At 34.8% G+C, this 23,468-nt stretch carries 27 protein-coding genes; 14 read left to right on the top strand and 13 right to left on the bottom strand.

Annotated features, from left to right (window positions below; all coding sequences use genetic code 11):
* Positions 1-44: 44 nt before the first annotated feature.
* The 5 genes from bioB to NLM59_RS05655 all read left to right on the top strand — a co-directional run bounded on the left by bioB (position 45) and on the right by NLM59_RS05655 (position 5,688).
* The gene (gene bioB / locus NLM59_RS05675; protein WP_304416783.1) at positions 45-1,115 is read left to right on the top strand and encodes a biotin synthase BioB; all 1,071 of its coding nucleotides are present in this window, start codon (positions 45-47) and stop codon (positions 1,113-1,115) included.
* Positions 1,116-1,133: 18 nt separating this feature from the next.
* On the top strand, positions 1,134-1,571 hold the full coding sequence (locus tag NLM59_RS05670; RefSeq protein ID WP_304416782.1) for a DUF6646 family protein: 438 nt from the start codon (positions 1,134-1,136) through the stop codon (positions 1,569-1,571).
* Between the two features lie 17 nt (positions 1,572-1,588).
* Entirely contained in the window at positions 1,589-2,788 is a 1,200-nt protein-coding gene (locus NLM59_RS05665) for a BaiN/RdsA family NAD(P)/FAD-dependent oxidoreductase (protein ID WP_304416781.1), read from the top strand.
* 107 nt (positions 2,789-2,895) lie between these two features.
* A complete protein-coding gene (locus tag NLM59_RS05660) occupies positions 2,896-4,122 on the top strand; it encodes an OmpP1/FadL family transporter (protein WP_304416780.1) in 1,227 nt (408 codons plus the stop codon).
* 12 nt (positions 4,123-4,134) lie between these two features.
* Positions 4,135-5,688, top strand: coding sequence for an SGNH/GDSL hydrolase family protein (locus NLM59_RS05655; RefSeq protein WP_304416779.1), 1,554 nt, complete (start codon positions 4,135-4,137; stop codon positions 5,686-5,688).
* A gap of 72 nt (positions 5,689-5,760) precedes the next feature.
* On the opposite strand, the gene deoC is transcribed toward NLM59_RS05655, so the two are convergent.
* The 13 genes from deoC to NLM59_RS05590 form a co-directional block, all read right to left on the bottom strand.
* Positions 5,761-6,501, bottom strand: a complete 741-nt coding sequence (gene deoC / locus NLM59_RS05650) for a deoxyribose-phosphate aldolase (RefSeq protein WP_304416778.1) — start codon at positions 6,499-6,501, stop codon at positions 5,761-5,763.
* A gap of 3 nt (positions 6,502-6,504) precedes the next feature.
* Complete coding sequence (locus NLM59_RS05645; protein WP_304416777.1) at positions 6,505-7,464, bottom strand: endonuclease/exonuclease/phosphatase family protein; 960 nt, start codon at positions 7,462-7,464, stop codon at positions 6,505-6,507.
* 21 nt (positions 7,465-7,485) lie between these two features.
* Positions 7,486-8,766 carry a replication-associated recombination protein A gene (locus NLM59_RS05640; RefSeq protein ID WP_304416776.1) on the bottom strand — a complete coding sequence of 427 codons (1,281 nt, stop codon included), beginning with the start codon at positions 8,764-8,766 and terminating at the stop codon, positions 7,486-7,488.
* Positions 8,767-8,793: 27 nt separating this feature from the next.
* Entirely contained in the window at positions 8,794-9,267 is a 474-nt protein-coding gene (locus NLM59_RS05635; RefSeq protein WP_304416775.1) for an acyl-CoA thioesterase, read from the bottom strand.
* Between the two features lie 77 nt (positions 9,268-9,344).
* Complete coding sequence (locus tag NLM59_RS05630; RefSeq protein ID WP_304416774.1) at positions 9,345-9,569, bottom strand: hypothetical protein; 225 nt, start codon at positions 9,567-9,569, stop codon at positions 9,345-9,347.
* A gap of 91 nt (positions 9,570-9,660) precedes the next feature.
* Positions 9,661-10,047: a diacylglycerol kinase family protein gene (locus tag NLM59_RS05625; RefSeq protein WP_304416773.1), complete on the bottom strand. Its 387-nt coding sequence runs from the start codon at positions 10,045-10,047 to the stop codon at positions 9,661-9,663.
* A complete protein-coding gene (locus tag NLM59_RS05620) occupies positions 10,047-10,709 on the bottom strand; it encodes a hypothetical protein (protein ID WP_304416772.1) in 663 nt (220 codons plus the stop codon). Before NLM59_RS05620 ends, NLM59_RS05625 begins: the two co-directional genes overlap by 1 nt.
* 61 nt (positions 10,710-10,770) lie before the next feature.
* Positions 10,771-11,586, bottom strand: a complete 816-nt coding sequence (locus tag NLM59_RS05615) for a DUF4349 domain-containing protein (protein ID WP_304416771.1) — start codon at positions 11,584-11,586, stop codon at positions 10,771-10,773.
* A gap of 63 nt (positions 11,587-11,649) precedes the next feature.
* The gene (locus NLM59_RS05610) at positions 11,650-12,510 is read right to left on the bottom strand and encodes a hypothetical protein (protein ID WP_304416770.1); all 861 of its coding nucleotides are present in this window, start codon (positions 12,508-12,510) and stop codon (positions 11,650-11,652) included.
* A gap of 82 nt (positions 12,511-12,592) precedes the next feature.
* The gene (locus tag NLM59_RS05605) at positions 12,593-13,447 is read right to left on the bottom strand and encodes a TPM domain-containing protein (RefSeq protein WP_304416769.1); all 855 of its coding nucleotides are present in this window, start codon (positions 13,445-13,447) and stop codon (positions 12,593-12,595) included.
* On the bottom strand, positions 13,440-13,880 hold the full coding sequence (locus NLM59_RS05600; protein WP_304416768.1) for a TPM domain-containing protein: 441 nt from the start codon (positions 13,878-13,880) through the stop codon (positions 13,440-13,442). Before NLM59_RS05600 ends, NLM59_RS05605 begins: the two co-directional genes overlap by 8 nt.
* A 2-nt stretch (positions 13,881-13,882) precedes the next feature.
* Entirely contained in the window at positions 13,883-14,491 is a 609-nt protein-coding gene (locus tag NLM59_RS05595) for a LemA family protein (RefSeq protein ID WP_304416767.1), read from the bottom strand.
* A 106-nt stretch (positions 14,492-14,597) separates the two neighbouring features.
* Complete coding sequence (locus NLM59_RS05590) at positions 14,598-15,623, bottom strand: NAD(P)H-dependent glycerol-3-phosphate dehydrogenase (protein ID WP_304416766.1); 1,026 nt, start codon at positions 15,621-15,623, stop codon at positions 14,598-14,600.
* A 196-nt stretch (positions 15,624-15,819) separates the two neighbouring features.
* Here NLM59_RS05590 and NLM59_RS05585 point away from each other — a divergent pair, with 196 nt between their 5' ends.
* From NLM59_RS05585 to NLM59_RS05545, 9 genes are all read left to right on the top strand, one after another.
* The gene (locus NLM59_RS05585; RefSeq protein ID WP_304416765.1) at positions 15,820-17,241 is read left to right on the top strand and encodes a lipopolysaccharide biosynthesis protein; all 1,422 of its coding nucleotides are present in this window, start codon (positions 15,820-15,822) and stop codon (positions 17,239-17,241) included.
* Complete coding sequence (gene dut / locus NLM59_RS05580) at positions 17,231-17,668, top strand: dUTP diphosphatase (RefSeq protein ID WP_304416764.1); 438 nt, start codon at positions 17,231-17,233, stop codon at positions 17,666-17,668. Before NLM59_RS05585 ends, dut begins: the two co-directional genes overlap by 11 nt.
* A 43-nt stretch (positions 17,669-17,711) precedes the next feature.
* Positions 17,712-18,731, top strand: coding sequence for a sugar phosphate nucleotidyltransferase (locus tag NLM59_RS05575; protein ID WP_304416763.1), 1,020 nt, complete (start codon positions 17,712-17,714; stop codon positions 18,729-18,731).
* A 17-nt stretch (positions 18,732-18,748) separates the two neighbouring features.
* On the top strand, positions 18,749-19,528 hold the full coding sequence (locus NLM59_RS05570; RefSeq protein WP_304416762.1) for a DUF4292 domain-containing protein: 780 nt from the start codon (positions 18,749-18,751) through the stop codon (positions 19,526-19,528).
* Positions 19,529-19,538: 10 nt separating this feature from the next.
* Positions 19,539-20,945: a murein hydrolase activator EnvC family protein gene (locus tag NLM59_RS05565; protein ID WP_304416761.1), complete on the top strand. Its 1,407-nt coding sequence runs from the start codon at positions 19,539-19,541 to the stop codon at positions 20,943-20,945.
* Positions 20,946-20,978: 33 nt separating this feature from the next.
* Positions 20,979-21,170: a twin-arginine translocase TatA/TatE family subunit gene (gene tatA, locus NLM59_RS05560; RefSeq protein ID WP_304416760.1), complete on the top strand. Its 192-nt coding sequence runs from the start codon at positions 20,979-20,981 to the stop codon at positions 21,168-21,170.
* Between the two features lie 22 nt (positions 21,171-21,192).
* Complete coding sequence (locus NLM59_RS05555) at positions 21,193-22,350, top strand: DUF4837 family protein (RefSeq protein ID WP_304416759.1); 1,158 nt, start codon at positions 21,193-21,195, stop codon at positions 22,348-22,350.
* Positions 22,347-22,949: a DUF4254 domain-containing protein gene (locus NLM59_RS05550; RefSeq protein ID WP_304416758.1), complete on the top strand. Its 603-nt coding sequence runs from the start codon at positions 22,347-22,349 to the stop codon at positions 22,947-22,949. Before NLM59_RS05555 ends, NLM59_RS05550 begins: the two co-directional genes overlap by 4 nt.
* Positions 22,950-23,093: 144 nt before the next feature.
* Entirely contained in the window at positions 23,094-23,420 is a 327-nt protein-coding gene (locus NLM59_RS05545) for a nucleotide pyrophosphohydrolase (protein WP_304416757.1), read from the top strand.
* The last annotated feature ends 48 nt before the right edge of the window (positions 23,421-23,468 follow it).

The following is a 23,468-nucleotide window of genomic DNA, read 5'->3' as shown; positions in this document are numbered from 1 at the left end:
AAATTTTGCAAAAATCTTATATTCGCTAGCTTAAATTCGAATTTATGAAAAGAAAGACATGGGAAACAGATGAAATATTAGAGATATATCATCAGCCACTTATGGAGCTTCTTTATCGAGCAGCTACAGTTCACAGAGAAAATCACGACCCAAATAAGGTTCAGGTTAGTTCATTAATTTCAATCAAAACCGGAGGTTGTGCAGAAGATTGTGGTTATTGCCCACAAGCTGCTAGATATCATACTAAAGTAGAAGGAAATAACCTACTAACTGTGGATCAGGTAAAAGCGCAGGCGCTCAGAGCTAAATCTAATGGATCCTCAAGAGTTTGCTTGGGTGCAGCATGGAGAAATGTAAAAGATGGCAAAGAATTTGACAATGTTCTCTGCATGGTTCGAGAGCTTACAAAACTCGATATGGAGGTTTGTTGTACGCTCGGTATGTTGACCGAAAATCAAGCAAAACGCCTTGAAGAAGCAGGCTTATATGCTTATAATCATAATATTGATTCCTCTGAGGAATATTATAAAGAAGTTATTTCAACACGTGCATTTGAAGATCGCTTAGAAACGATTGGAAACGTTCGTAAAACTTCTATAACGCTTTGTTCTGGAGGAATTATTGGAATGGGTGAAACGGTGGAGGACAGAGCCGGAATGTTGAAAGTTTTGGCGAATATGTATCCTCAACCAGAGAGTGTTCCTATCAATGCCTTAGTTGCTGTTGAGGGAACTCCTTTAGAAGATCAACAGCCTGTTTCTATTTTTGAAATGGTGAGAATGGTAGCGACGACGCGTATTGTTTTGCCTCAAACTCAAGTGCGTTTGTCGGCAGGTAGAACGCAAATGAGCGAAGAAGGTCAAGCTATGTGTTTCTTTGCGGGAGCGAATTCTATTTTTGCAGGAGATAAATTATTGACTACTCCGAATCCTGATATTAACAAGGACATGGAGTTATTTCAAGAGTTGAACATTAAAACGCAAGCTCCTTTCGAAAAACACGCAAAGAGAGAACCAAAAGAGGAGTTGACACCTGCGTTGGGTGAAAATCCTAGATGGACCAGACCAGGCCATAAAATTGAAAGAAACGAGTTAGCGAGACAGAGAAGAAATTAATATAATAAATAGTTAGATATGAAAAATTTGAGATTATTAACCGTCTTAACTGCATTAATTTTTGGTGCATCATTTATGAGTGCTCAAGCCTATCAAGGACAAGGAGACAAGAAATTACAAGTTGGTTTCTCGCCTTATGGTAATGGTACTGGTATTACAGGTACATTTGATTATGGAATTCACGAATATTTCTCATTAGGAGCAGGAGGGGAGTTCTATTTCAGTGATAACAACGATGGAGATTTCTACATCTTCGGTAGAGCTGATGCTCACTTAGGAAGTTTATTAAATATGCCATCAAACATGGATTTATATCCAGGTATTGATGTAGGTATTTTAGGTGACGATTTCGGTTTTGGAGGTCACTTAGGTTATAGATATTTCTTCCAAAACAATTTGGGTGTTTACATCGAAGTTGGATCTAGAGGAAGTATTGGTTTAAGTTTTAATCTGTAACTTGCCGAAAAAATAATTTGAAAGTAGCAATTATTGGAGGTGGTGCAGCTGGGTTCTTTTTGGGAGCACAACTAGCACCACCTTTTTTTGTAGAAATTTTTGAAAAAGCGATGACACCACTTCAAAAGGTGAAAATCTCTGGTGGTGGGCGATGCAACGTAACACATGCTTGTTTTGACCCGAATATTTTGGTGGATTTTTATCCAAGAGGGAATAAAGAATTGAAAAGTGTTTTCGGAAGATTTCAGCCAGGGGATACGATGGGCTGGTTTGAGGAAAGAGGAGTGCCACTTAAGATTCAAGAGGATATGCGCGTATTTCCTGTTTCAGATAACTCACAGGATATTGTGGGATGCTTAATTAAGGAAAATCAAAACAATAAAAATAAAATTCATTTAGGTGAAGCTGTAAAAGAGGTTATACCCAATGGTGATACCTTTATTCTGAAAACAAGTAAAGGAGAGTATGAATTTGACAAAGTAGTTTTTGCGCCTGGTAGTAGCAAACAAGTTTGGCAAATGATTGAAAAATTGGGACATTCTATTGTGCCGCCTGTGCCTTCTTTATTTACTTTTAATTGTAAGGATAGTAGAATTAATGGATTACAAGGAACTTCATTTCAGAATGTTGATATTAAAATATTAGATTCCAATTTAGAGAATCATGGTGATTTGTTGATCACTCATTGGGGTTTTAGTGGTCCAGCAGTTTTGGTTTTATCTGCAATAGGAGCAAGAGAGTTATACGAAAAGAAGTATAAGTTCAGTGTTCAAATCAATTTTATTGGTTATCATGTAGAGGATGCTTTGGAAACTCTTTTTCAGCATAAGCAGGAGAATGCACGTCAGAAAATGAGCAAATTTGCGCCATTTGGGCTTACCAAGCGTTTTTGGATGAGTATGCTTGAAAATGTTAAAGTAGATAAGAATTTAAACTGGAGTGACATCCCTGATAAAAAATTACGTAAATTGTCGTTTGAATTAACCCAAGGAATTTACGAGATCAATGGTAAGAGTACTTACAAAGATGAGTTCGTAACTGCAGGTGGTGTGGAGTTAAAAGAAATTAACTTTAAAACCATGGAAAGCAAGATTGTTCCTGGGATTTATTTTGCAGGTGAGGTATTGAATATAGATGCTGTAACAGGAGGCTTTAACTTTCAAGCATGTTGGAGCGAAAGCTTTATTATTGCAGAGACATTAAAAACTTTGCAGTAAATAAATTGTGAAATATCTATCTGAAATCAAAAATTTTTGAGAAAATTGTTATGTGCGCATAACTTTAATTATATTTGACTATTAATTTTTAACATTTAACGAGGAATATGAAAAGAAATTTATTATGGCTATTGGTGCTATTAGTCTTTCCTTCAGCGATTTATGCCGGTGGTTACCGTGTTTCGCTACAGGGAGTTCGCCAAGCGGCCTTAGGAGCACAGGGAGCAGTTTTGTCTCATGATGCGAGTGTGGCATTCTTTAACCCAGCAGCTTTGGCTTTTGTGGATAGTAAAGTGAGTATTGCTGTTGGTGGTTTTGGAGTAGGATTAACTTCTAAATATCAAAACCCAAATACACTAGAGAAACATGAAACAGACAATCCTCTGGGAACGCCTATTTATGCTGCTGCTAGTTATAAACCAACTGAAAACTTAGCTTTAGGAGTAAGCTTTACGACACCTTTTGGTAGTACCATCGAATGGGGTGACCAATGGGCTGGTAAATATGTAATTGACAGAATTGAGTTGAAATCTTACTTCTTTCAACCAACTGTGGCTTATAAATTCAACGACTGGTTTGGTGTAGGTGTTGGATATATTATGGCAAAAGGAGCTGTTAACATTCAACGTCAAGTAGCTGTTGGAGGTACAGATGCAAGTTTAGAAATTGATACCAAAGAAGGTTCAGGTACAGGATATAACATTGGTGTTTTCATTAAACCAGATCCAAAAGTAACTGTGGGTATTTCATACCGTTCAAAAGTGAAAATGGAAGTTGAAAATGGAGATGTTCTATGGACAAATACTCCAAGTTTAGTACAAGGTGCTATGCCATTTGCTGCAACTAATTTCAATGCTGAATTACCTTTACCATACGAGGCTTTATTTGGACTTTCTTACCAAGTAACACCTAAATTATTGGTATTAGGAGAGATTGGATCAGTAGGTTGGGAAGAATACAGAAAATTAGATATTGAATTCGTAAATGGATCTGATAGCTATGACGCTCTTTCTACACAAGGATATAACCATACATTTAACTATAGTTTAGGAGCTGAGTATGCGGCTTCTGACGTAGTAGACGTAAGAGTTGGTTATAAATATGATGCTTCTCCTTCACCAGGTGAGCACTTCAACCCACAAACTCCAACTACAAACTATCATGCGTTTACTGCAGGTTTAGGAGCTCACTTAGGTAGCTTTAATGTAGACTTAATGGGTGAATACATCCAAGGAGAGGAGAGAAGCTTTAACAATATCGAAAGTGGATTTGCAGGAGATCTTTTATCAACAGGATTTGTATTTGGTTTAGGTCTATCGTATAACATTCAATAATAATTTAGAAATATGAAATTTATATATAAATCAGTCTTCGTTGCCTCAATGTTAATCGCATTTGGGTGTAATGATGATTTTGAAACTACAGTTGATGAAATTCAAATCACAAGTGGAGACGCTAACTTTAGCAAATACGTTGCAATTGGTAACTCACTAACTTCTGGATATGCAGATAATGCATTATACAGAAGTGGACAAGAGAACTCTTTCCCAGCAATCATCGCAGGGCAAATGTCAGCTGCAGGTGGTGGTGAATTTTTACAACCACTTATGCCAGAAGATGACATGGGAGGTTTTTCTGATTTAGGATTACCAGGAAAATTAACTTTACAAATTGTGAACGGTGCTCCGACTCCTGTACCTTCTGCTCCAGGTGGAACTTTCCAAAGTACTTTTGTACAAGGTCAGTTTAATAACATGGGTGTTCCAGGTGCAAAATCTTATCACTTAGTAGCTCCAGGATATGGTAACCCAGCAGGTGTTTCTCAAGGTTTGGCTAATCCATATTTTGCTAGATTCGCTTCATCTCCAAACACAAGTGTTATGGCGGATGTAATGGCACAACAGCCTACATTCTTTACACTTTGGATTGGAAACAATGACGTTTTGAGCTTTGCTTCTAGTGGTGGTGTTGGTGTTAATCAACAAGGTAACTTAGATCCTTCTACTTATGGTGGAAATGATTTATCTGATCCACAAATGGTTGGAGGAGTTTTAAATTCAATTTTAGAGAATTTAGTATTAACTGGTGGTGCAAAAGGAGCTATTGCAAATATTCCTGATGTAACTTCAATTCCTTTCTTAACAACGGTTCCTGCAAAACCATTAGCGCCTACAAATGCTAGTTATGCAGCACAGATTCCAATGTTAAATGAATTTTATGGACAATTAAACCAAGTATTTGCTGCTTTAGGTGTACCAGAAAGACAAATTTCTTTTGATGCTGCTGGTGCTTCAGGAATTGTATTCGTAGATGATAGTTTACCAGATTTATCAGCTCAAATGGCTGCTGTTTTAACACAAGTTGGTGTTCCAGCTCAACAAGCACAATTGTTAGGATCTATCTTTGGACAAGCAAGACAGTCTAAAGAGGGGGATTTAATTCCTTTAACAATGAGTTCAAAAATTGGTACAGTGGATACTCAGAGAGTTGCGCAATTAATGCAAATGGGATTATCTCAAGAAATGGCAGGTCAATTATCTGTTGTTGGTTTAACTTATCCTGCTGATGCATGGGTATTAAGTCAAGATGAGGTAGCTCAAGCGACAGCAACTACTAATGCAATTAATAACATTATTGCACAATTAGCATCTAACTATCAATTAGCTTTGGTGGATATGAACAGAAAAATGACTACTCTACAAGGAGGAATTCAGTTCAACGGTGTTGATTACAATGCTTCTTTCATTACAGGTGGTGCATTCTCTTTAGATGGTGTTCACCTTAACTCAAGAGGTTATGCGATGATTTCAAACTATTTCATCGATGCAATTAATGCTAAGTATGGTTCTACTTTAAGACAAGTAAACGCTAATAATTACCCAGGAATTCAATTTCCTTAATTAAAAGCGTATTAAATATAAAAGGGCTAATCGATCGATTAGCCCTTTTTTTATTTCTATAATTTTTAATTCCTAATAATCTCCGGAGCTTTCTTCTCCATTAGCAATAGCTAAAGCAGATGAAGTTCCGATTCTTTTCACACCAAGATCTACCATAGCTTTAGCTTCTTGATAGTTTCTAACGCCACCAGCAGCCTTTACCGGTAAATCCCCAGCATTGTCTAGCATTAATTTTATATTGTGTGGGGTGGCTCCGTTTGGCTTCCCATCACTTGTTTTATAAAAGCCAGTAGATGACTTAATAAAAACTTTGTCTTCTTGTCCTGGATTGTATTCTTTGGTTACGGATTTAATGAGTTTTGTAAGACCAATGATTTGCTCATCGTTAAGCGCAGCAGCTTCAATAATCCACTTAATAACTTTGTTTTTTCCTAATACAAACTCATTACAAAGCTTAACTTCTTCTGCAACTCCATTTAGATTTCCACTTTTATAAGATTTATAATTAATTACAAAATCTAATTCATCGGCACCATCTGCAATGGCTTGTTTCGCTTCTGCTATTTTTGATTCTGTATCTAAAGTACCTTGATGGAATGAAATTACTGTCCCTAATACGACTTTGCTCTTTTTGTCATCAATTAATTTGCGTGTTTTTTTTACAAATTCAGGACGAATCATTACGGCGTAAAGTCCATTCTCTATGGCCTCTTCGGTTAATTTCTTAACCTGTTCCCAAGTTTCTTTCTTAGTTAAACCAGATTGTTCAGGGGTTTTGAGGTAGGTTGAGTCTAAATAATCCTTTATGTTCATGAGTTATATTTTTAAAATTGAATAAATAGGGAAATGATCACTGTATCCACCTAAATACTTACTTCCCACATAAGTTCTAAAGGGTTGTCCTTCGTATTTTTTATCCCATTCTTGTAGAAAAAATGGATTAAAAACATGGGTTTCAACTAAATTAATCTTTGTATTATCTGTGAAAAACCCGAACGAAAATAACATTTGATCAAACAATAACTTATCTTTCTGATGTAAGTTAGTAAAATGACCTTTATTTTCTAAATCCTCCATAGGATTATGGAAGCTATATTTATCTTGTAGGTTTCTATGGGGTTCTGTATGAAAGAATTTCTTTATTGAATCCGCAGTTGGATCAGCATTGAAGTCACCTAAAATTACAATATGAGGATTTTCTTCTCTATCCTGAATTTCTTTTACATGAAGGCTCAATTTCTCAGCAATTACATGTCGTTTGGGGCTGTTAACATTTTCTTCTCGCCTAGAAGGCATATGAACCACAAAAACATGAATCAATTGATCCGCCAATTTACCTTTTACATAAAGCACATCTCTAGTTCTATCTCTTCCATCACCATTATAAATCATGGGAGGATTTAAAACTTCTGAGTGCTCTACAGAAAATACATTTTTATTATAAATCAAACCTACATCCATTCCTCTCTCATCGGTGGAATCGTAGTGTACATAGCCATATGTGTCTTTTCCGAGGTATTGATTATCGATTAAGTCCTCAATCACATCGGAGTTCTCAATTTCTGCTAAGCCAACAATGCTTGGTGGATGAGAGGTTTCATCTAGGCCTATTTTAGAAATGGCAGTAGAGAGCTTCATGATTTTGTTGTCATATCTCTTTTGAGTCCATTTTCTTCTTCCCTTAGGCGAAAAATCATCGTCTAGAAGCTTCTTATCATTAGAAGTATCAAATAGGTTTTCTGTGTTGTAAAAAGCTATAGTGTAGAGTGACGACATATATAAAACTAAATTTTTTAATTAATAATTATACTTATCCTTCCATCTAGATTTCAAGAAATTTCGATCGTGTTCTTCCCTGGCGTTTTTACCTGGTTCATAGAACTTGGTGCCAGCAATCTCTTTTGGTAAAAACTCTTGCTCAGCAAAATTATCTCGATGTGCGTGAGCATATTTATAATCTTTCCCGTAATCTAAATCTTTCATTAATTTGGTCGGTGCATTCCGTAAATGCAAAGGAACCGATAAATCTCCGGTTGCTCTCACTTGCTGTTGAGCGATATTGATGGCCTCGTAAGTAGAGTTGCTTTTTGGAGAATTGGCTAAATATACTGCGCATTGTGATAAAACAATCCTAGCTTCTGGGTAACCAATCGTAGAAACAGCTTGGAAAGTGTTGTTAGCTAAAATTAAGGCCGTTGGATTTGCATTTCCAATGTCTTCTGAGGCTAAAATTAAAAGTCTTCTAGCTATAAATTTTAAATCCTCTCCACCTTCTAACATTCGTGCAAGCCAATAAACAGCTGCATTCGGGTCGCTTCCTCTGATGGATTTAATAAATGCAGAAATAATATCATAATGCTGTTCGCCAGTCTTATCATAGCGAACCATATTTTGTTGAATTTTTTCTAATACAACCTCATCTGTAATGATTATTTCCTCCTTTAAACCAAAACTACTTACCACCAGTTCTAATCCATTTAAAACTTTACGCGCATCACCACCTGAATAGCGCAATAGGGCATTAGTTTCTCTTAGTTCAATCTTCTTTTGGCTTAAAATTTCATCCTTTTCAATGGCATTATGAAGCAATGATTCTAAATCAACTTTAGATAGTTCTTTTAAAACATATACCTGACAACGACTTAATAGAGCAGGGACGACTTCAAAGCTTGGGTTCTCTGTAGTGGCACCAATGAGTGTAATAAAACCTTTTTCAACAGCACCTAACAAAGAGTCTTGTTGGGATTTATTGAAACGATGAATCTCATCAATAAATAAAATAGGTTGTCCATCTCCTGAAAATAAAGTTTGGTTTTTAGCTTTATCTATTACTTCTCTAACATCTTTAACTCCGCTTGAAATTGCTGAAAGTGTATAGAATTTTCTTCCTGAAAGCTCAGCAATTAATTGTGCTAAGGTAGTCTTTCCCGTGCCAGGAGGTCCCCAAAGAATCATAGACAACAGCCTTTTGGCATCTAACATAGATTTAATAGGCGCGCCTTCTCCTACCAAGTGTGTTTGGTTGATGTAATTTTCTAAATTAGTCGGACGCATTCGCTCTGCCAATGGCTTATTCATACAAAAGATATCTTTAGTAATTTAGGATTATTGTTGTAAAAAAGGACTCATTTCATCCTCGATGTTTCTTCTCAGATTCATCAATTTAATAGCATACTTTTCTTTTTCTATTTCAGCTTCTGTAGTAGGTTCCCATTTAGGAACTTTTACAGATTTTCCGTTTTCATCTATAGCAACAAACACGACGATACAATGAGTTTTATGCTCAAATTTACTTTCTGTAACTTTTTTGGAAAATACATCAATGGCGATGTGCATACTCGAATTTCCAGTGTAGATAATTTCAGCTTTAATTTTAACGATATCTCCAATTAGGATTGGCTTGTAAAAACGGATTCCACCTACATAAACAGTAACGCAATAGGATTCAGACCAAAGACTTGCACAGGAATATCCAACCTGGTCAATCCATTTCATAACAGCTCCACCGTGCACTTTACCACCGTAGTTAATGTCGGTTGGTTCGCTTAAAAATTGAAAAGTTACTTTGCCATTTTCCATAATTGTAAAGGTACAAAAGCCTTACCAAAAAAAGCCTGACGTGAATCAGGCTTTGGTATGCTTACATTTAAAAAATTTTACTTTCTACTCCCGCGAGCAATAATGGCGATAATTAGTAATAAAACTAAACCACCAATTACCCAATATAGAGGATTGCTCATCCAATCTTCTGGTATTGATTCTTCACCATTATTAACATTAATATTTATATCTTTTTCTTGAGCAAAAGCTAAAGGCGAAGCTAGAAACAACATCAAACCTATAAATAAATAATTTACCTTAGTTAAAACCTGATTTTTCATAATTGTATTTTTAATATTATACTAATATAGCATAAAAAATATACCAAAATTAAAAATATGAAAAAATAAAGCAAATTAAGTTAACAACCTATTAGCTTAACTCGATGATTTTTGAGGAATATATTAGTATTAGACTGATGTAGCCAGTCAGTGCCGCAAAAGTCACAGCTCCCGCTGAAATATCTTTTATTTTACCAATCTTATCGTGAAAGTCAGGATGGATAAAGTCACATATTTCTTCAATAGCCGTATTTAAACCTTCGATGGAAAGTATTAAACCTAATGCTAAAATTTGAAAGAGCCACTCATAAAAGGACAGTTGAAATACAAAGCCTAATACGATAAAGATTAAACTCATGGAAAAGTGAACCTGAATCGCCTTTTCATTTCTAATCAAATAAAAGAAACCCTTGAAAGCATAACCCATACTTTGCCAGCGATTAAGGAAAAAGTTGTCAGACAATTTTGGTTTTTCCATTACATACGACTATTGTAAATTTCTGTAACTCTGTCTTTTAGGTATTCAGATTGAAATTCTAGTTCGTCTTTATAAATATAATAGTCAGATTTGTTTTGATTTATATTGATTTCTTGATAAGCAGGCTTATTATCTGTTGAATTTTCTAGTAAAACAACAATAGAATCATTTTTGAAATAAGCTTCTTCTACCCAAAAAGAAGGTCCATAAAATAAAATTCGCTCTGTTTTTTTGTTAGCCACATCTACTAAAACAATCTCTTGATCTGGTCCAACAATTAATTCACCTTGATCATCAAATCCCCATTTGTAACTGTCGATATCGATGTATTTAGTGGAATCTGCATTGAATGCTAAAAATTGCTTGTAAACAGGCTTGAAATCTTTGCTCCAAATAGGAGTAATATTACTTTCATTTCTAACAATCTTAAATGATTCGTCTTTCACAAAATTATTTAGACTAAAGCCTTTTACGTTTTGTGAATAATAATCCACCCAATTATTTTGCTTTTCAAGCGTATAAGCTCGACTTGGTTTCTCAGTCTCAACTTCAATCATTTCTTCAGGAAGTTTAACATCGTCGATACTTTCTTCTTTTTTGGTGTCGCAACTCCAAACAAGTCCAGTTAACAAAAACAAAATCGCTATTTTATTAAGCTTCATATCAATATAATTTAGTACTAATGTAAGTAATTAATCAAAAATTCACCACTATAAAAGCTTTCTACTCTTTTATCTTGCGGTTTCTTCTCCTTCTTCTATAACGGATAAATAGGTAAATTAATATGCTTATGATTAAAACAAACGGCCAAATATTAATCAATCCTATAAAGAACCAAATAAGGTTATTCCAACCATTTTTAACACCGTTTTTAATTTCTTGTCCAAATTGATTTCCAACACTTAAGCTTTCATAATATTCTAGATTCAATGTGGAATATTGTACTTGAGATTGTAAATACTTAATCCTTCCCTCATAAGACTCTAGTTCAGATTGTAGCTCGCCGATCTGCTTTTCTATTTCAAGCATTTCACTAACTGTATTGGCCTTTTTTAGGAGTTCTAAATATCTTGCTTCAAGTTCACGCTTTGTTTTTAATCTAGCTTTAACATCAACGAACTCTTCGGTAACATCTTCAACAGAAATAGTTTTATGATCTATGCGCTGAGCTCCTTTTAAAACTTCGTCCAGAAATCCATCAAAATTTTGTTTAGGAACTCGAATTTGAGTCGAGTAAGTAATTCTATTGGATTGACTATAGTTTTGATCTGTTACAACATAGGCATCAAATTCCTTCAGAGAATTTAAGATCTCTTGATGTTTGGCCTCAACATCTCCCACTTGAAAAGTGATAAAACCTGTTTTAATCAACATTTGTTCTATGGATGCAATATCTTGTGTCTGATTTTGCTCCTGGTTTTCATCGCTATATTTAGCTAATTGGGGTTGAGGTTCAGCAATACTATGAACTGATCCGTCGGCGCTGTCTCCACCACAACCAACTGCAAGGAACAACATAAATATTAGTGCTAATTTCATAAGCGTGGTTTTAGGTGAAAGAATTTCTTTCGAGTAGGTTTTATGGTTATTTGATGAAGAAGATTACTCCTCTACCAATGTTTCTTCTTCCTCTTCCTCAGGTTCAGGCATCATTACATTTAATTCTTCTCGATCCCAATCATATTGGAAAATAATACCAAAGGCTGTAGATGTTACTTGCAAAATGTTTAAACCTTTAGCGGCGCCATATTTATTAAATAAATATATGTCCGTGGGTGTAATATAAGGTTCACGCTCTGGATATTCTATGGATGCCATGGTAGTTTCTAACATTTCATTGGAGATGGGCAATGGCATATAAGGATTGAATTGTAAATTATAAATCACTTTTCCTTCGGGAGTGGCGATAAACATATAATCTTGACCAAAAGGTAAGGTATTAGAAGCGTTCGATTCTGTAGTCAAATATAATTTATAAAGTAGAACTTCTTTTCCACGGATTTTCTCTTTAAAAGGAAAGAAAATAGGATTTAGATAGGTTTCTTTATCTCCATAAACTAAATCATATTTAGATTGAACATTTTGCATGATTCGATGTTTCAAATCATAATAATCTAATTCCTCTTGAGTTGCAGCTCTGCTTGTAACGGCCATAGCTGCTGAGTCTCTAATGTCCGTACCAAATTTCATTTCACCAACAAGCATTTCTGGTTTATCCTTAGAAAAAACCAATGCATAAACGGTGTCGTTTTTTGGCATAACTAAAACCTCTCCTGCCGATTTTCGAAGTTTTCTATGTGCTTCGATAGCCTGCATAGACATAGTAAATGCCTTATCATAGGTATAAATAGTTCTTGCCTCGCGCAAAATAGAATCATTGATTTGTTCGAACGACCTTGTGTCTTTTTGCGCAAAAGAAAGGCTAAATATTAAAACGAAAACAGAAAAAAATAAATGTTTCATGAGATATATTTATGGGGAGATTAAATCAAATACTAGTCCAAGTATTCAAAATGGTATAGAGCCTAAGTGGCTTGGTTAAATCTTACCAACTACCGCTGGCACCGCCACCGCCGCCCATTCCGCCGCCGAATCCTCCAAATCCGCCGCCGCCAAAGCCGCCACTTCCGAATCCACCACCAAATCCACCACCTCGGCCAGACCAAGTACTTCTTCCGAAATCGGTGAATATGACATCGCCAAATGGGCTTCTTCTACCACCAGAACCACCTTTTCCGCCACCGCCGCCAAATCGACTAAGTATCCAGATTAACAGGAACATTCCGAATAAAGCAAAAAAGAATTGTAATAGGTCATTATTAGATAAATCATCTTGTCCTTGTTCGAAACCAGAGCCATCTTCAATAAACTTTCCGTCTAAAACCTTGAAAATAGCATTTAAACCATTGTCAAATCCTTGATAATATTCTTCTTGTTTGAAATAAGGAATAATAAAATTATCAATAACCTGACGACTTTTAGCATCGGTCATGTATTCTTCTAAACCATATCCATTTTGAATTGCAATTTTACGGTCACTAGAACTCATTAAAATTACCATTCCATTGTCTTCGTCTTTTTGGCCAATACCCCATTCAGCTAGCCATTTGGCTCCTAAGAAATTAGGATCTTCACCTTTTAAAGTTTCAACAATGATTAATGCAATTTGTGTGGAAGTTTTAGCTTCATAATCAATTAATTTTTGATTTAAAGCTTGTTGTTGTTGGGCTGTTAAAACCTGTTGTTGAGAATAATTAAATACTAAACTTGCGTCAGATTTAGGTTTAGCTGGAATAACGTATTGCCCATAGGACATAACCGAAAAACCAAAAATGAAAATCCAACTAATAATAAAATAAAGTTGTGATGGAAATTGAAATGTTGGTTTTTGCTTAATCATAAGTTATTTCATCTGGGAGCTCATTAATATCATCGGTTTGCCATGGAAAATGCTCTTTTAGCTGCTCTCCAACAGATTCAATGCCAGCGCAAATACCTTCCACCATATTACCATTGACAAAATGCTCCTGAATTATATTTCGGGTAGTTTCCCAAAAATTGTTTGGAACCACTTTATTGATACCCTTATCACCATATATAGCAAAAGCCTTAGACGCAATAGAAATGTGAATTAATACACCATTTCTATGTCTAGTGTTGAACATTCTAAGTTCATTGAATAATTCTTGTGTTGTCTTAAGTGCGTCTGCATCTTTTTTGTGACTCACATGAACTCTCAATTCTCCCGAAGTTTGGGCTTCAGCAGCTTGAATCGCATCAATTATGCGATTCTCTTCTGCTTTGTTAAAATATGATGCTATATTTTCTGACATTATTATTTGTTGAATTCTCCTCTTACATCTGGAGCAACATCTGCGCCTTCAACTGAAGAGAATGGTTCTTTAACATCAAAATTGAAAATACCAGCAAGAATATTATTTGGAACTTTTCTTACCTCGTTATTGTATTCTCTAACAGCCTCGTTGTATCTATTTCGAGAAACATTAATTCTATTCTCAGTACCTTCAATTTGTGCAGATAAATCTCTAAATTGCTCAGTTGCTGTTAATTGTGGATAATTCTCTTGTAAGAAATTCATACGGCCTAAAAAGGCTTTATTCAATTCATCTTGAGCTTGTTGAAACTTAGCCATATTTTCAGCTGTTAAATCATCAGCAGATAAATTAATAGATGTAGCTTTAGCTCGAGCCTCGATAACATCGGTTAATGTTCCTCTCTCGAATTCAGCTGCTTCTTGTACAGTAGCTACCAAGTTACCAATTAAATCATTTCTTCTTTGGTAATCGGTTTCTACATTACCCCAAGCGTTCTTTACTGATTCATCTTGTGTAACAAATCCATTATAGATACCACCTGCCCACATAGCAAGAGCAACACCTATAACAAGTACAACAGCACCTATACCTAAACAACCTTTATTCATAATTTTAATTTTAATAGTTTCAAATATATCAAATATGATGCAAAACTTAAATAAGTGTTAATTTAAGCTGCATTAATTGATAAAATAAATAAAAAAGAAGGTTTAATTAACTTAACTTCTTGGTTAATTTTTTGAATGATTTAGGAGCACTTTTCTCTTTATAGATAATTTTATGTACCATTTTTAAGATCGGTAAATCAATGTCATATTCAGAAGCAATCTTGAAAATCCCATTCGTTGCGTAATAACCTTCAGGAACTTGATTCATTTCCATTAAGGCTGATTTTACAGTATATCCTTTCCCTATCATGTTTCCGAACATTCTGTTTCTTGAAAAATAAGAATAACCAGTTACTAATAAATCACCTAAATAAACCGAGTCATTAATATCTCGCTCAATAGGACTTACGATTTTTAGATATTTTTCCATTTCGCGAATGGCATTTGAAAGTAGTAAGGCGATAAAATTATCTCCATAACCTAGTCCATGTGCCATTCCCGCAGATATAGCATAAACATTCTTCAACACAGCTGCATGCTCAGTACCGATGATATCGTTAGACAAAGTCACGTTTACAAAATCACAACGTAGCAGGTTGGCCAAAATCTCAGCTTTTTCTTCATTTTGAAAAGCCACTGTTAAATAAGAAAGCCTCTCTAAGGCGATTTCTTCAGCATGACAAGGTCCCGCAATTACCCCAATATCTTCATATGGAATAGCATGTGTATCATGAAAGTATTCCCCAATAATTTTAGACTCTTGTGGTATTAAACCTTTAATAGCAGTTACAACAGTTTTTCCTTTTAAAGGAACTTTTAATTCTGAAAGTGAATCTAATAAGTAGATGGAAGGTGTTACAAAAATAATGATATCAGAATTTTCTACAAGCTCATTGATGTCGTTGGTTGTATTAAGAATATTAATATCAAATTCAACAGAGCTCAGGTAATTCGGGTTGCGTTGTTCTTTTTGTAAATAACCTTTAACATAGGGACTTCTAACCCACCAATTTACGCTTTTCATGTTTTCACATAAAATCTTGGTAATTGCTGTTCCAAAGCTACCACTACCTACTACACCTACTCTTGGAAGAGATTTAGAATCCTCTCCTTTGTTAGAATTATCTGCCATAAATTTTAGTGTTTTAGAAAAATGAAAGTTACAAATAATATTCCTTTTGTTAAATTGAGTAGTGATTAAAAATTTAAAAACGCCAGGATTAATTCGGCCATGTGTCAAGGGGTTTTTAAAGTTTTATAATGATTTTAATCTAAAAGCTTTGCATTTTCATTTTTTAAGGTGAATTTTGCATGAATATTTGAATATTTTGTATAAAAAATTACTGAGCGAAACTGTTATATATGGGATTGGCGCAATATTACCACGCGTTATCATTTTCCTGTTGAATCCATTTTATACAGAATATTTTGATGGAACCGAGGAGTTTGCCAAGTTTGTGAACCTCTATGCCTTGATTTCCTTTGTGAATATTTTATTGACTTTCGGGTTTGAAACGGCATTTTTCCGGTTTTCTGCTGAAAAAGAAAATATTACCAAAACATTTAATACGGCTTATATATTTTTAGGTTTAAATGCTTTGGCGTTTTTGTTATTGGTGTTGAGTTTTAACCAGCCTATTGCGAACGCTCTAGAATATGCTAACAACCCAGAGTATATAACTTGGTTTGCTTGGATTGCCTTTTTCGATACGATTTGTGTAATTCCTTTTGCTTGGTTGAGATTTAATAATAAACCTATTAAATATTCAGCGGTTCGTGTTACCCAATCTTTACTTCAGACCGGATTAATACTTGCGTTGTTCTTGTGGATTCCAAAGTCGATTTCGGCTACTATGGGACTGACAGAGAAGGTGTCGTTTCCGTTTTTTAGTAATGTTATCGGGAGTATAATTGGTTTTCTTTTATTGCTTCCCATTGCGTTAAAAGTCAAGTTTGAGTTTGATGTAAGCTTATTCAAGCGGATGATTAAATATTCGTGGCCAATTATGTTGGCAGGATTTGCCTTTATGATTAATGAAAATTTAGACAAGGCTATACAGCGATATTTAATTCCCGAAAGCGATGCAGGTGCCTATGGAGGTAGCTATAAACTAGCAGTTTTAATGACCTTGTTTGTTACGGCCTATCGAATGGGAATTGAACCATTCTTCTTTAAACAAATGCAGGATAAAAACGCACAATTAACTTACGCTAGAGTGACCGAGTATTTTGTAATTGTTGCAAGTATTATCGCTTTAGGAATTATAGGAAATGTAGATTGGTTAAAATCCCTTTTTATTAGAAAAGAGGATTATTGGGTTGCAGTTGATATTGTACCGATTGTAGTAATCGCAAACTTGTTTTTTGGAGTTTATTATAATCTATCAACCTGGTATAAAGTGACGGATAGAACTAGAGTTGGAACTTATATATCCTGGATTGGCGCTATCATTACCTTGTTATTAAATATAATTTTATTACCGATCTATGGTTTTATGGTTTCTGCATGGGCTACCTTAGCAGCCTATTTTGCCATGATGTTGGTGTCTTATTATTTAGGTCAGAAATATTATCCAATCCCATATAAAACGAGGAAAATTATATTTTACTTATCTTTAACCATTCTCTTTAGTGTAATTTCTTATGTTATATTTGACGCTAATTATTGGGTCGGAAATTTACTATTGCTGATTTTTGTAGGAATCATATATTTTATCGAACGAAAAAGTTTACAACAAAATGAAAATTAAAATTATAAACAAGTCTGAACATGCATTGCCAGAGTATAAAACAGCGGATGCTGCTGGGATGGATTTGGTTGCCAATATTGAGAAAACTATAGTTTTAAATTCATTAGAAAGAACTTTAGTTCCAACAGGATTATACTTAGAGATACCCAAAGGATATGAAGCTCAAGTTCGTCCTCGTAGTGGATTAGCGTTAAAGAAAGGTGTTACATGTTTAAATGCACCTGGTACGATTGATGCTGATTATCGTGGTGAAGTTGGGGTAATTTTAGCTAACTTATCTAATGAACCCTTTGAAATTAAAAATGGAGATAGAATTGCTCAATTGGTGATTGCAAAACACGAAACTGTTGAATGGGAGCTCGTTTCTGAATTATCTGATTCAGAGAGAGGAGCTGGTGGCTTTGGAAGCACAGGACGCAATAATTAAAACCTCTCATACGTTAACTAATAACTAATTAATACTTAAATACATGAAAATAATTATTCCTATGGCTGGGCGTGGTTCCAGGCTAAGACCACACACTTTAACGGTTCCAAAACCATTGATTCCAATTGCAGGGAAACCAATTGTTCATAGATTGGCAGAGGATATCACTCGTTTATCTGATGAAAAAATTGATGAAATTGCTTTTATCACAGGTGATTTTGGGAAAGATGTGGAGGATAAATTAATTGAAATAGCAGAAAAATTAGGAGCTAAAGGAAGTGTTTATCATCAGGATCAACCTTTAGGTACGGCGCACGCCATATATCAAGCTGCAGATTCAATTGATGGCCCTGTAATTGTTGCATTTGCGGATACTTTATTTAGAGCAGACTTTAAATTAGACACAAATTCAGATGGTGTAGTTTGGGTTAAATCTGTAGAAGATCCATCAGCATTTGGTGTAGTTGAGTTAGATGATAAGGGTGTTATTAATAGATTCCATGAAAAGCCAAAAGAATTTATTTCGGATTTAGCAATTATCGGTATTTATTACTTTAAGGATGGAACTAGGTTAAAAAATGAAATTAAGGACTTATTAAGTTCTGATGATAATAAAGAAGGTGGTGAATTCCAGCTTACTACAGTTTTAGAAACACTTAAGACTGATGGTCTTAAATTCACTACGGGTAAGGTAGATGAATGGATGGATTGTGGTAATAAAAAAGTTACTGTAGAAACTAATACCAAGATTCTAGGCTTTGAGAAAGAATCATTTAAAGAAGTTCCAGCTTCATCTAGAGTTGAAAAATCTTTAATTATTGAACCTTGCTTTATTGGTGAAAATGTAATCATCGAAAACTCAAAGGTTGGACCTAATGTATCCATTGGTGATGGAACTGAAATTAGAAATTCTAACATTGATAATTCTCTTATTCAAGAAAATACAACCATTGACCACGGTAATTTAACTAATTCAATGATAGGTAATTACGCAGAGTATTATGGTGTTTCAAGAAATATTAGCTTAGGAGATTATTCTATACTAGACTTCAATTCTAAATGATTAGAAATATAATATTTATGATTTTTTCTTTATGGGTACTACAATCTTGTGGAACCCTAAAGAAAACTTCACCCTCAACTGGAGAGGTGAAAGATCAAACACTTAGGGTTTTCAAGGATGCTTATGAGAACTCTTTGCCGAGTTTTGATTATTTACAAGTTAGATCTAAAATTGATGCTAACTTAAACGGTAAATCAAACTCTGCAACGCTTAGATTTTATTTTGATAAAGATGAGCGAATATGGGCCAATGCTTCTATACTAGGTATTACTGGAGCTAGAGCGAATATCACCCCTGGTAAGGTTCAAGCTTATGAGGTTTTGGATAAAACTTACATAGACACTGATTTCTCTTTCTTTAATGAGAAACTAAAAGTAAATTTTATCAACTTCGAAAGATTAAAAAGCTTGCTTTTAGGTCAATTATTTCTAATTGATGAGTGGAATGCCTACGAATTACAAACCACTGTCGAAAATTTATATGAGTTGAGTTATAAATCTAATGCGGATTTATTAAAAAAACCTAAAGAAGGTAAGTACATCCATACTTTCTATTTAGATAGCAATTATAGGCTGTCCAAAGTTGATATTTTAGACCCTAATTCAGACACTAGTATTCTTGTTACTTACGAAAATTGGGTTGAGGTAGAAGGAAAAGAATTCCCAAGTCGCGTTAAAATTTTGGTAAAGGCAAAGGACAATGACAAAATTGAGTTAGAATATAATAATTTTGATTTTTCTGAAACCAACCCTCCATTTAAAATACCTAATGGTTATACTCCAAGAGAGATAAATTAAATTTGATTACATGAAAAGGATATTTGCGTTATTTTTATTGGTTTCCCTTGGAACACTTCTAGCTCAACAGCCTTATGATAAGGAAGAGCTTAGAAAGAAAAGTAAGGCATTAACTAACCAAATTGCGAAACTGAACAAAACTCTAAGTGAGAACCGTTCGGTGTCGTCTAAATCTATTGTTTATATTAAAAATTTAGACAAAAAGATTCAAGCGCAAACAGAGTTAGTGAGTATTGCTACCAAAGAACGTAAAGTCCTAGAAGATGAAATTTATTTGTCTCAACTTAAAATTAATAAACTTAAACGCGAGTTAGGGGAGTTGAAAAAGGAGTATAAAGATGTGCTTATTAATGCATACAAGAATAAAAGTATGCAGAATAAAGTCTTATTTATTTTATCATCTAAATCCTTTACAGAAGCCTTTAGGAGAATTAAATATTTAGAAAAATACTCTGGATTCCAAGGTGAAAAAGCGGATGATATTAAAGAAAAAACAGCTGCTATTGAGCGAACGATAAGCGACCGAGAAAATGCTATTCAAGAGAAAGAGAATGTTTTAGCAAAACAACGTGTATTAAGAGAAAAGCTAGAGCAAGAGAAGAAAGAACAGAGTACAATTTTAGCAGAATATCGTAAGAATGAAGGTGAAATTCGAAAAGAAATTGCTGCTAAACAAGTTGAAAGTAAGCGTTTAGATGCAGAGATTCAACGAATTATTGAAGAAGAAATTCGAATTGCTCGAGAAAAGGCTGAAGCTGAAAGAAAAGCTAGAGAAGAAGCTGCTAGAAAAGAGCGTGAGCGTTTGGCTAAACTAGAAGCTGAGCGATTAGCTAAAGAAAAACGTGAAAGAGAAGCCATCGAAGCGGCTAACAAGAAAGCTAAAGAAGAAGCATTGGCTGCAGGTAAACCTGCTCCCAAACCAGAACCAATTCCTGAGCCTGAGCCAGAACGAGAAGTTAAGCCAGAGCCAGCTTTTGAAGAAAGGTCTCCATCTGAAGCTTTAGGATCTAGTTTCGCAGCTAGTCAAGGTAGATTACCGTGGCCAGTGGTTCAAGGGGATATAGTCGGTAGATTTGGGCGTGTTCCGCATGCAGTTCTTCCAGGTATCTATGAGAATCATGCGGGTGTTTTAATTGCCACTTCTAGAGGTGGAAATGCACGAGCAGTCTATGAAGGAACAGTACAAGCGATTATGCCAATTAAAGGTGGTAACAAGGCGGTGATGGTGTCGCATGGAACATACTTTACTGTGTATAATAACCTTGCAACTGTTTATGTATCAAAAGGAGATAAAATCTCAAACCGTCAGGAATTAGGGAAAATCTACACCGATAGTGATGGAAATACTATCTTAGATTTTCAGGTGTGGAAAGGAACTTCTAAACAAGATCCTGCAAATTGGGTATCAGGAATGTAATATTTCCGTAACTTTGCTTTAAAATAAAGGAAAATGATTTCAACAATATTTTTAATGATGAGTGGATGGCAAATTGCTGTCATCGTATTATTAGTTTTGCTTCTATTTGGAGGTAAAAAGATTCCTGAGTTGATGCGTGGATTAGGTTCTGGTATAAAAGAATTTAAAGATGCATCTAAGGATGACGAAACCAAAGAGACAAAAGAGGAAATTAACACTAAGTAATCCTATCATCAAGTATAATAGTATGTTAGGTATATTTTTTGATGAGCTAGATAAAAACTATTTCATGCAAAAAGGATATGCCTATTTCTCGATTTTTCTCTTATTTTTAATATCTCTGAGTGCTTGTAAAAGCGAGGGAGAAAGCACCTATCGCGAAGATTCTTCTGGGCCTATCAGCTTAGTTTCAGTTTTTTCTAGTGAAGACATGTATAAACAGCTCGAAGCTGGATTGCAAGATAGTTTAGTGTTCGGTAAGATATTTCCAGGGCTATATTATCCACCTGAGGTAATGTTTGCGACGAGACATTTCGAGTCAGATTTATTGAATCGTTTTAAAACAACTCGCCTGGTATTGGACGTTCAAGAGGGCGAACCTTCTTTTGAAATCGAAAAAAATAAATTTTCTAGACCACAAGCTTACATTAAAGTTACGGGTAATTCAGCAGAGGAGATATTATCTCTTTTAAGAGAAAATCAAACTGCTATATTAGATTCTTATCGTTGGGCAGATCATGAATTTGTATTAGATGGCTTAAAGTCTAAGGCACGTCCAGACAATTCAATGTTAGAAAAGCTCAATGTAGATTTGGTAGTGCCGCATGATTATCAGGTCGTTAAAGATGAAAACAACTTTGTTTGGTTTAGAAAAGATGTTTTTAATACCATCCAAAACGTAGATGAGCGAGATCAAGGTATAGTAACCGATTCTTCACAAGATATTTTAAATATATTGGTTTTTAAAATTCCATATGCTCAACCTGATATCACCATGGAAAAGGCGCATTATATTCTTGATTCAATCACGAAAGTGTACACCAAAGGGTCAAGAGAGCCAAGAGATGTTTATGTACCAACCAACAACGGTCAAGATTCGATCAAAACCTCTGTTTCAGATCACATTCAAGTGGAGCCTAATCCAATGTTGAGCGATTATTACGATTTTAAACAATTAGAGGAGAACGAAAATCAGAATGTTTATGAGACACAAGGTTGGTGGTCTATGACTTTATCTCAACTTGGTGGACCTTTTACAGCGAAATTTATAATTGATAAAAAGAATAAACAACTTTATGTAGCCGATGCCGTTATGTTCGCGCCTCTTAATCAAGGAGTGAGCAAAAAACGCGATTACATTCTTGCTATGGAAAGTTTATTTACAACATTTAAAATAAAACCATGAGTTTAACCGATAAAGCTTGGAAAATATTCAATGAAAGTATTAATGATTATCATGTAAAAGATGATGTAAATGCTTCATTAAATAATCCATATCCAGCTGATAGTTTAGATCACTTACTATATAGAAAAAACTGGATAGACACAGTTCAGTGGCACTTAGAAGACATTATTAGGGATCCAGAAATCGACCCTACGGAGGCTTTAAGTATTAAAAGGTGGATTGATAGATCTAACCAAGAGAGAACAGATACAGTAGAATATATTGATAGCTGGTTCTTAAACCAATACAAAGAGGTTACACCTGCTGTTGATGCTAAAATCAACACAGAAAGTCCGGCTTGGGCTATAGATAGATTTTCCATTCTTTCTTTGAAAGTGTATCACATGAAAGAAGAAGCTGGACGTTCAGATGCATCTGCGGAACATCAAAAGAAATCTCAAGAGAAATTAGCCGTACTAGAAGAACAAAAAGTTGATTTGGGTACTGCGATTGAAGAGTTAATCGCTGATCTAGAATCAGGGAACAAGAAGATGAAAGTCTACAAGCAAATGAAAATGTATAACGACGAGGATTTTAACCCTGTGTTATATAAAAAATAAACAAGTCAATAATTTAATTTAGATTAAAATAATAACCATATTCTTAAGTTTGGGTAATCATTTGCCCAAACTTTTGTTTTTATATACTTGTCTTATAAATGATAAGTTCAATAACTTTGAGCATATGCTAAAAAATCAATTAAAATGTCACTAAAACCAATTCAAGAACAAGTAGACGAGTGGATCAAAAGCCACGGGGTTCGTTATTTTAATGAGCTTACCAACATGGCTCAACTTACCGAAGAAGTAGGGGAGGTTGCGCGTATAATTGCTAGAAGGTATGGAGAGCAAAGTGAAAAGGAATCAGATAAGAATAAGGATTTAGGCGAAGAATTAGCTGATGTAATTTTTGTGGCGGTGTGTCTAGCTAACCAAACAGGTGTTGATTTAGAGGCAGCTTTTCAGAAGAAAATGGATAGCAAAACTAAGCGCGATCACGATCGTCATCATAACAATCCTAAATTAAAATAAATTTAAAGTTTAAGAATAATTTCGAGCTAACTTGGTTTTAAATTAAAA

Source organism: Profundicola chukchiensis (assembly GCF_029664245.1).
Lineage (GTDB): Bacteria > Bacteroidota > Bacteroidia > Flavobacteriales > Weeksellaceae > Profundicola > Profundicola chukchiensis.
This window is presented reverse-complemented; position numbering and strand designations above follow the sequence as displayed.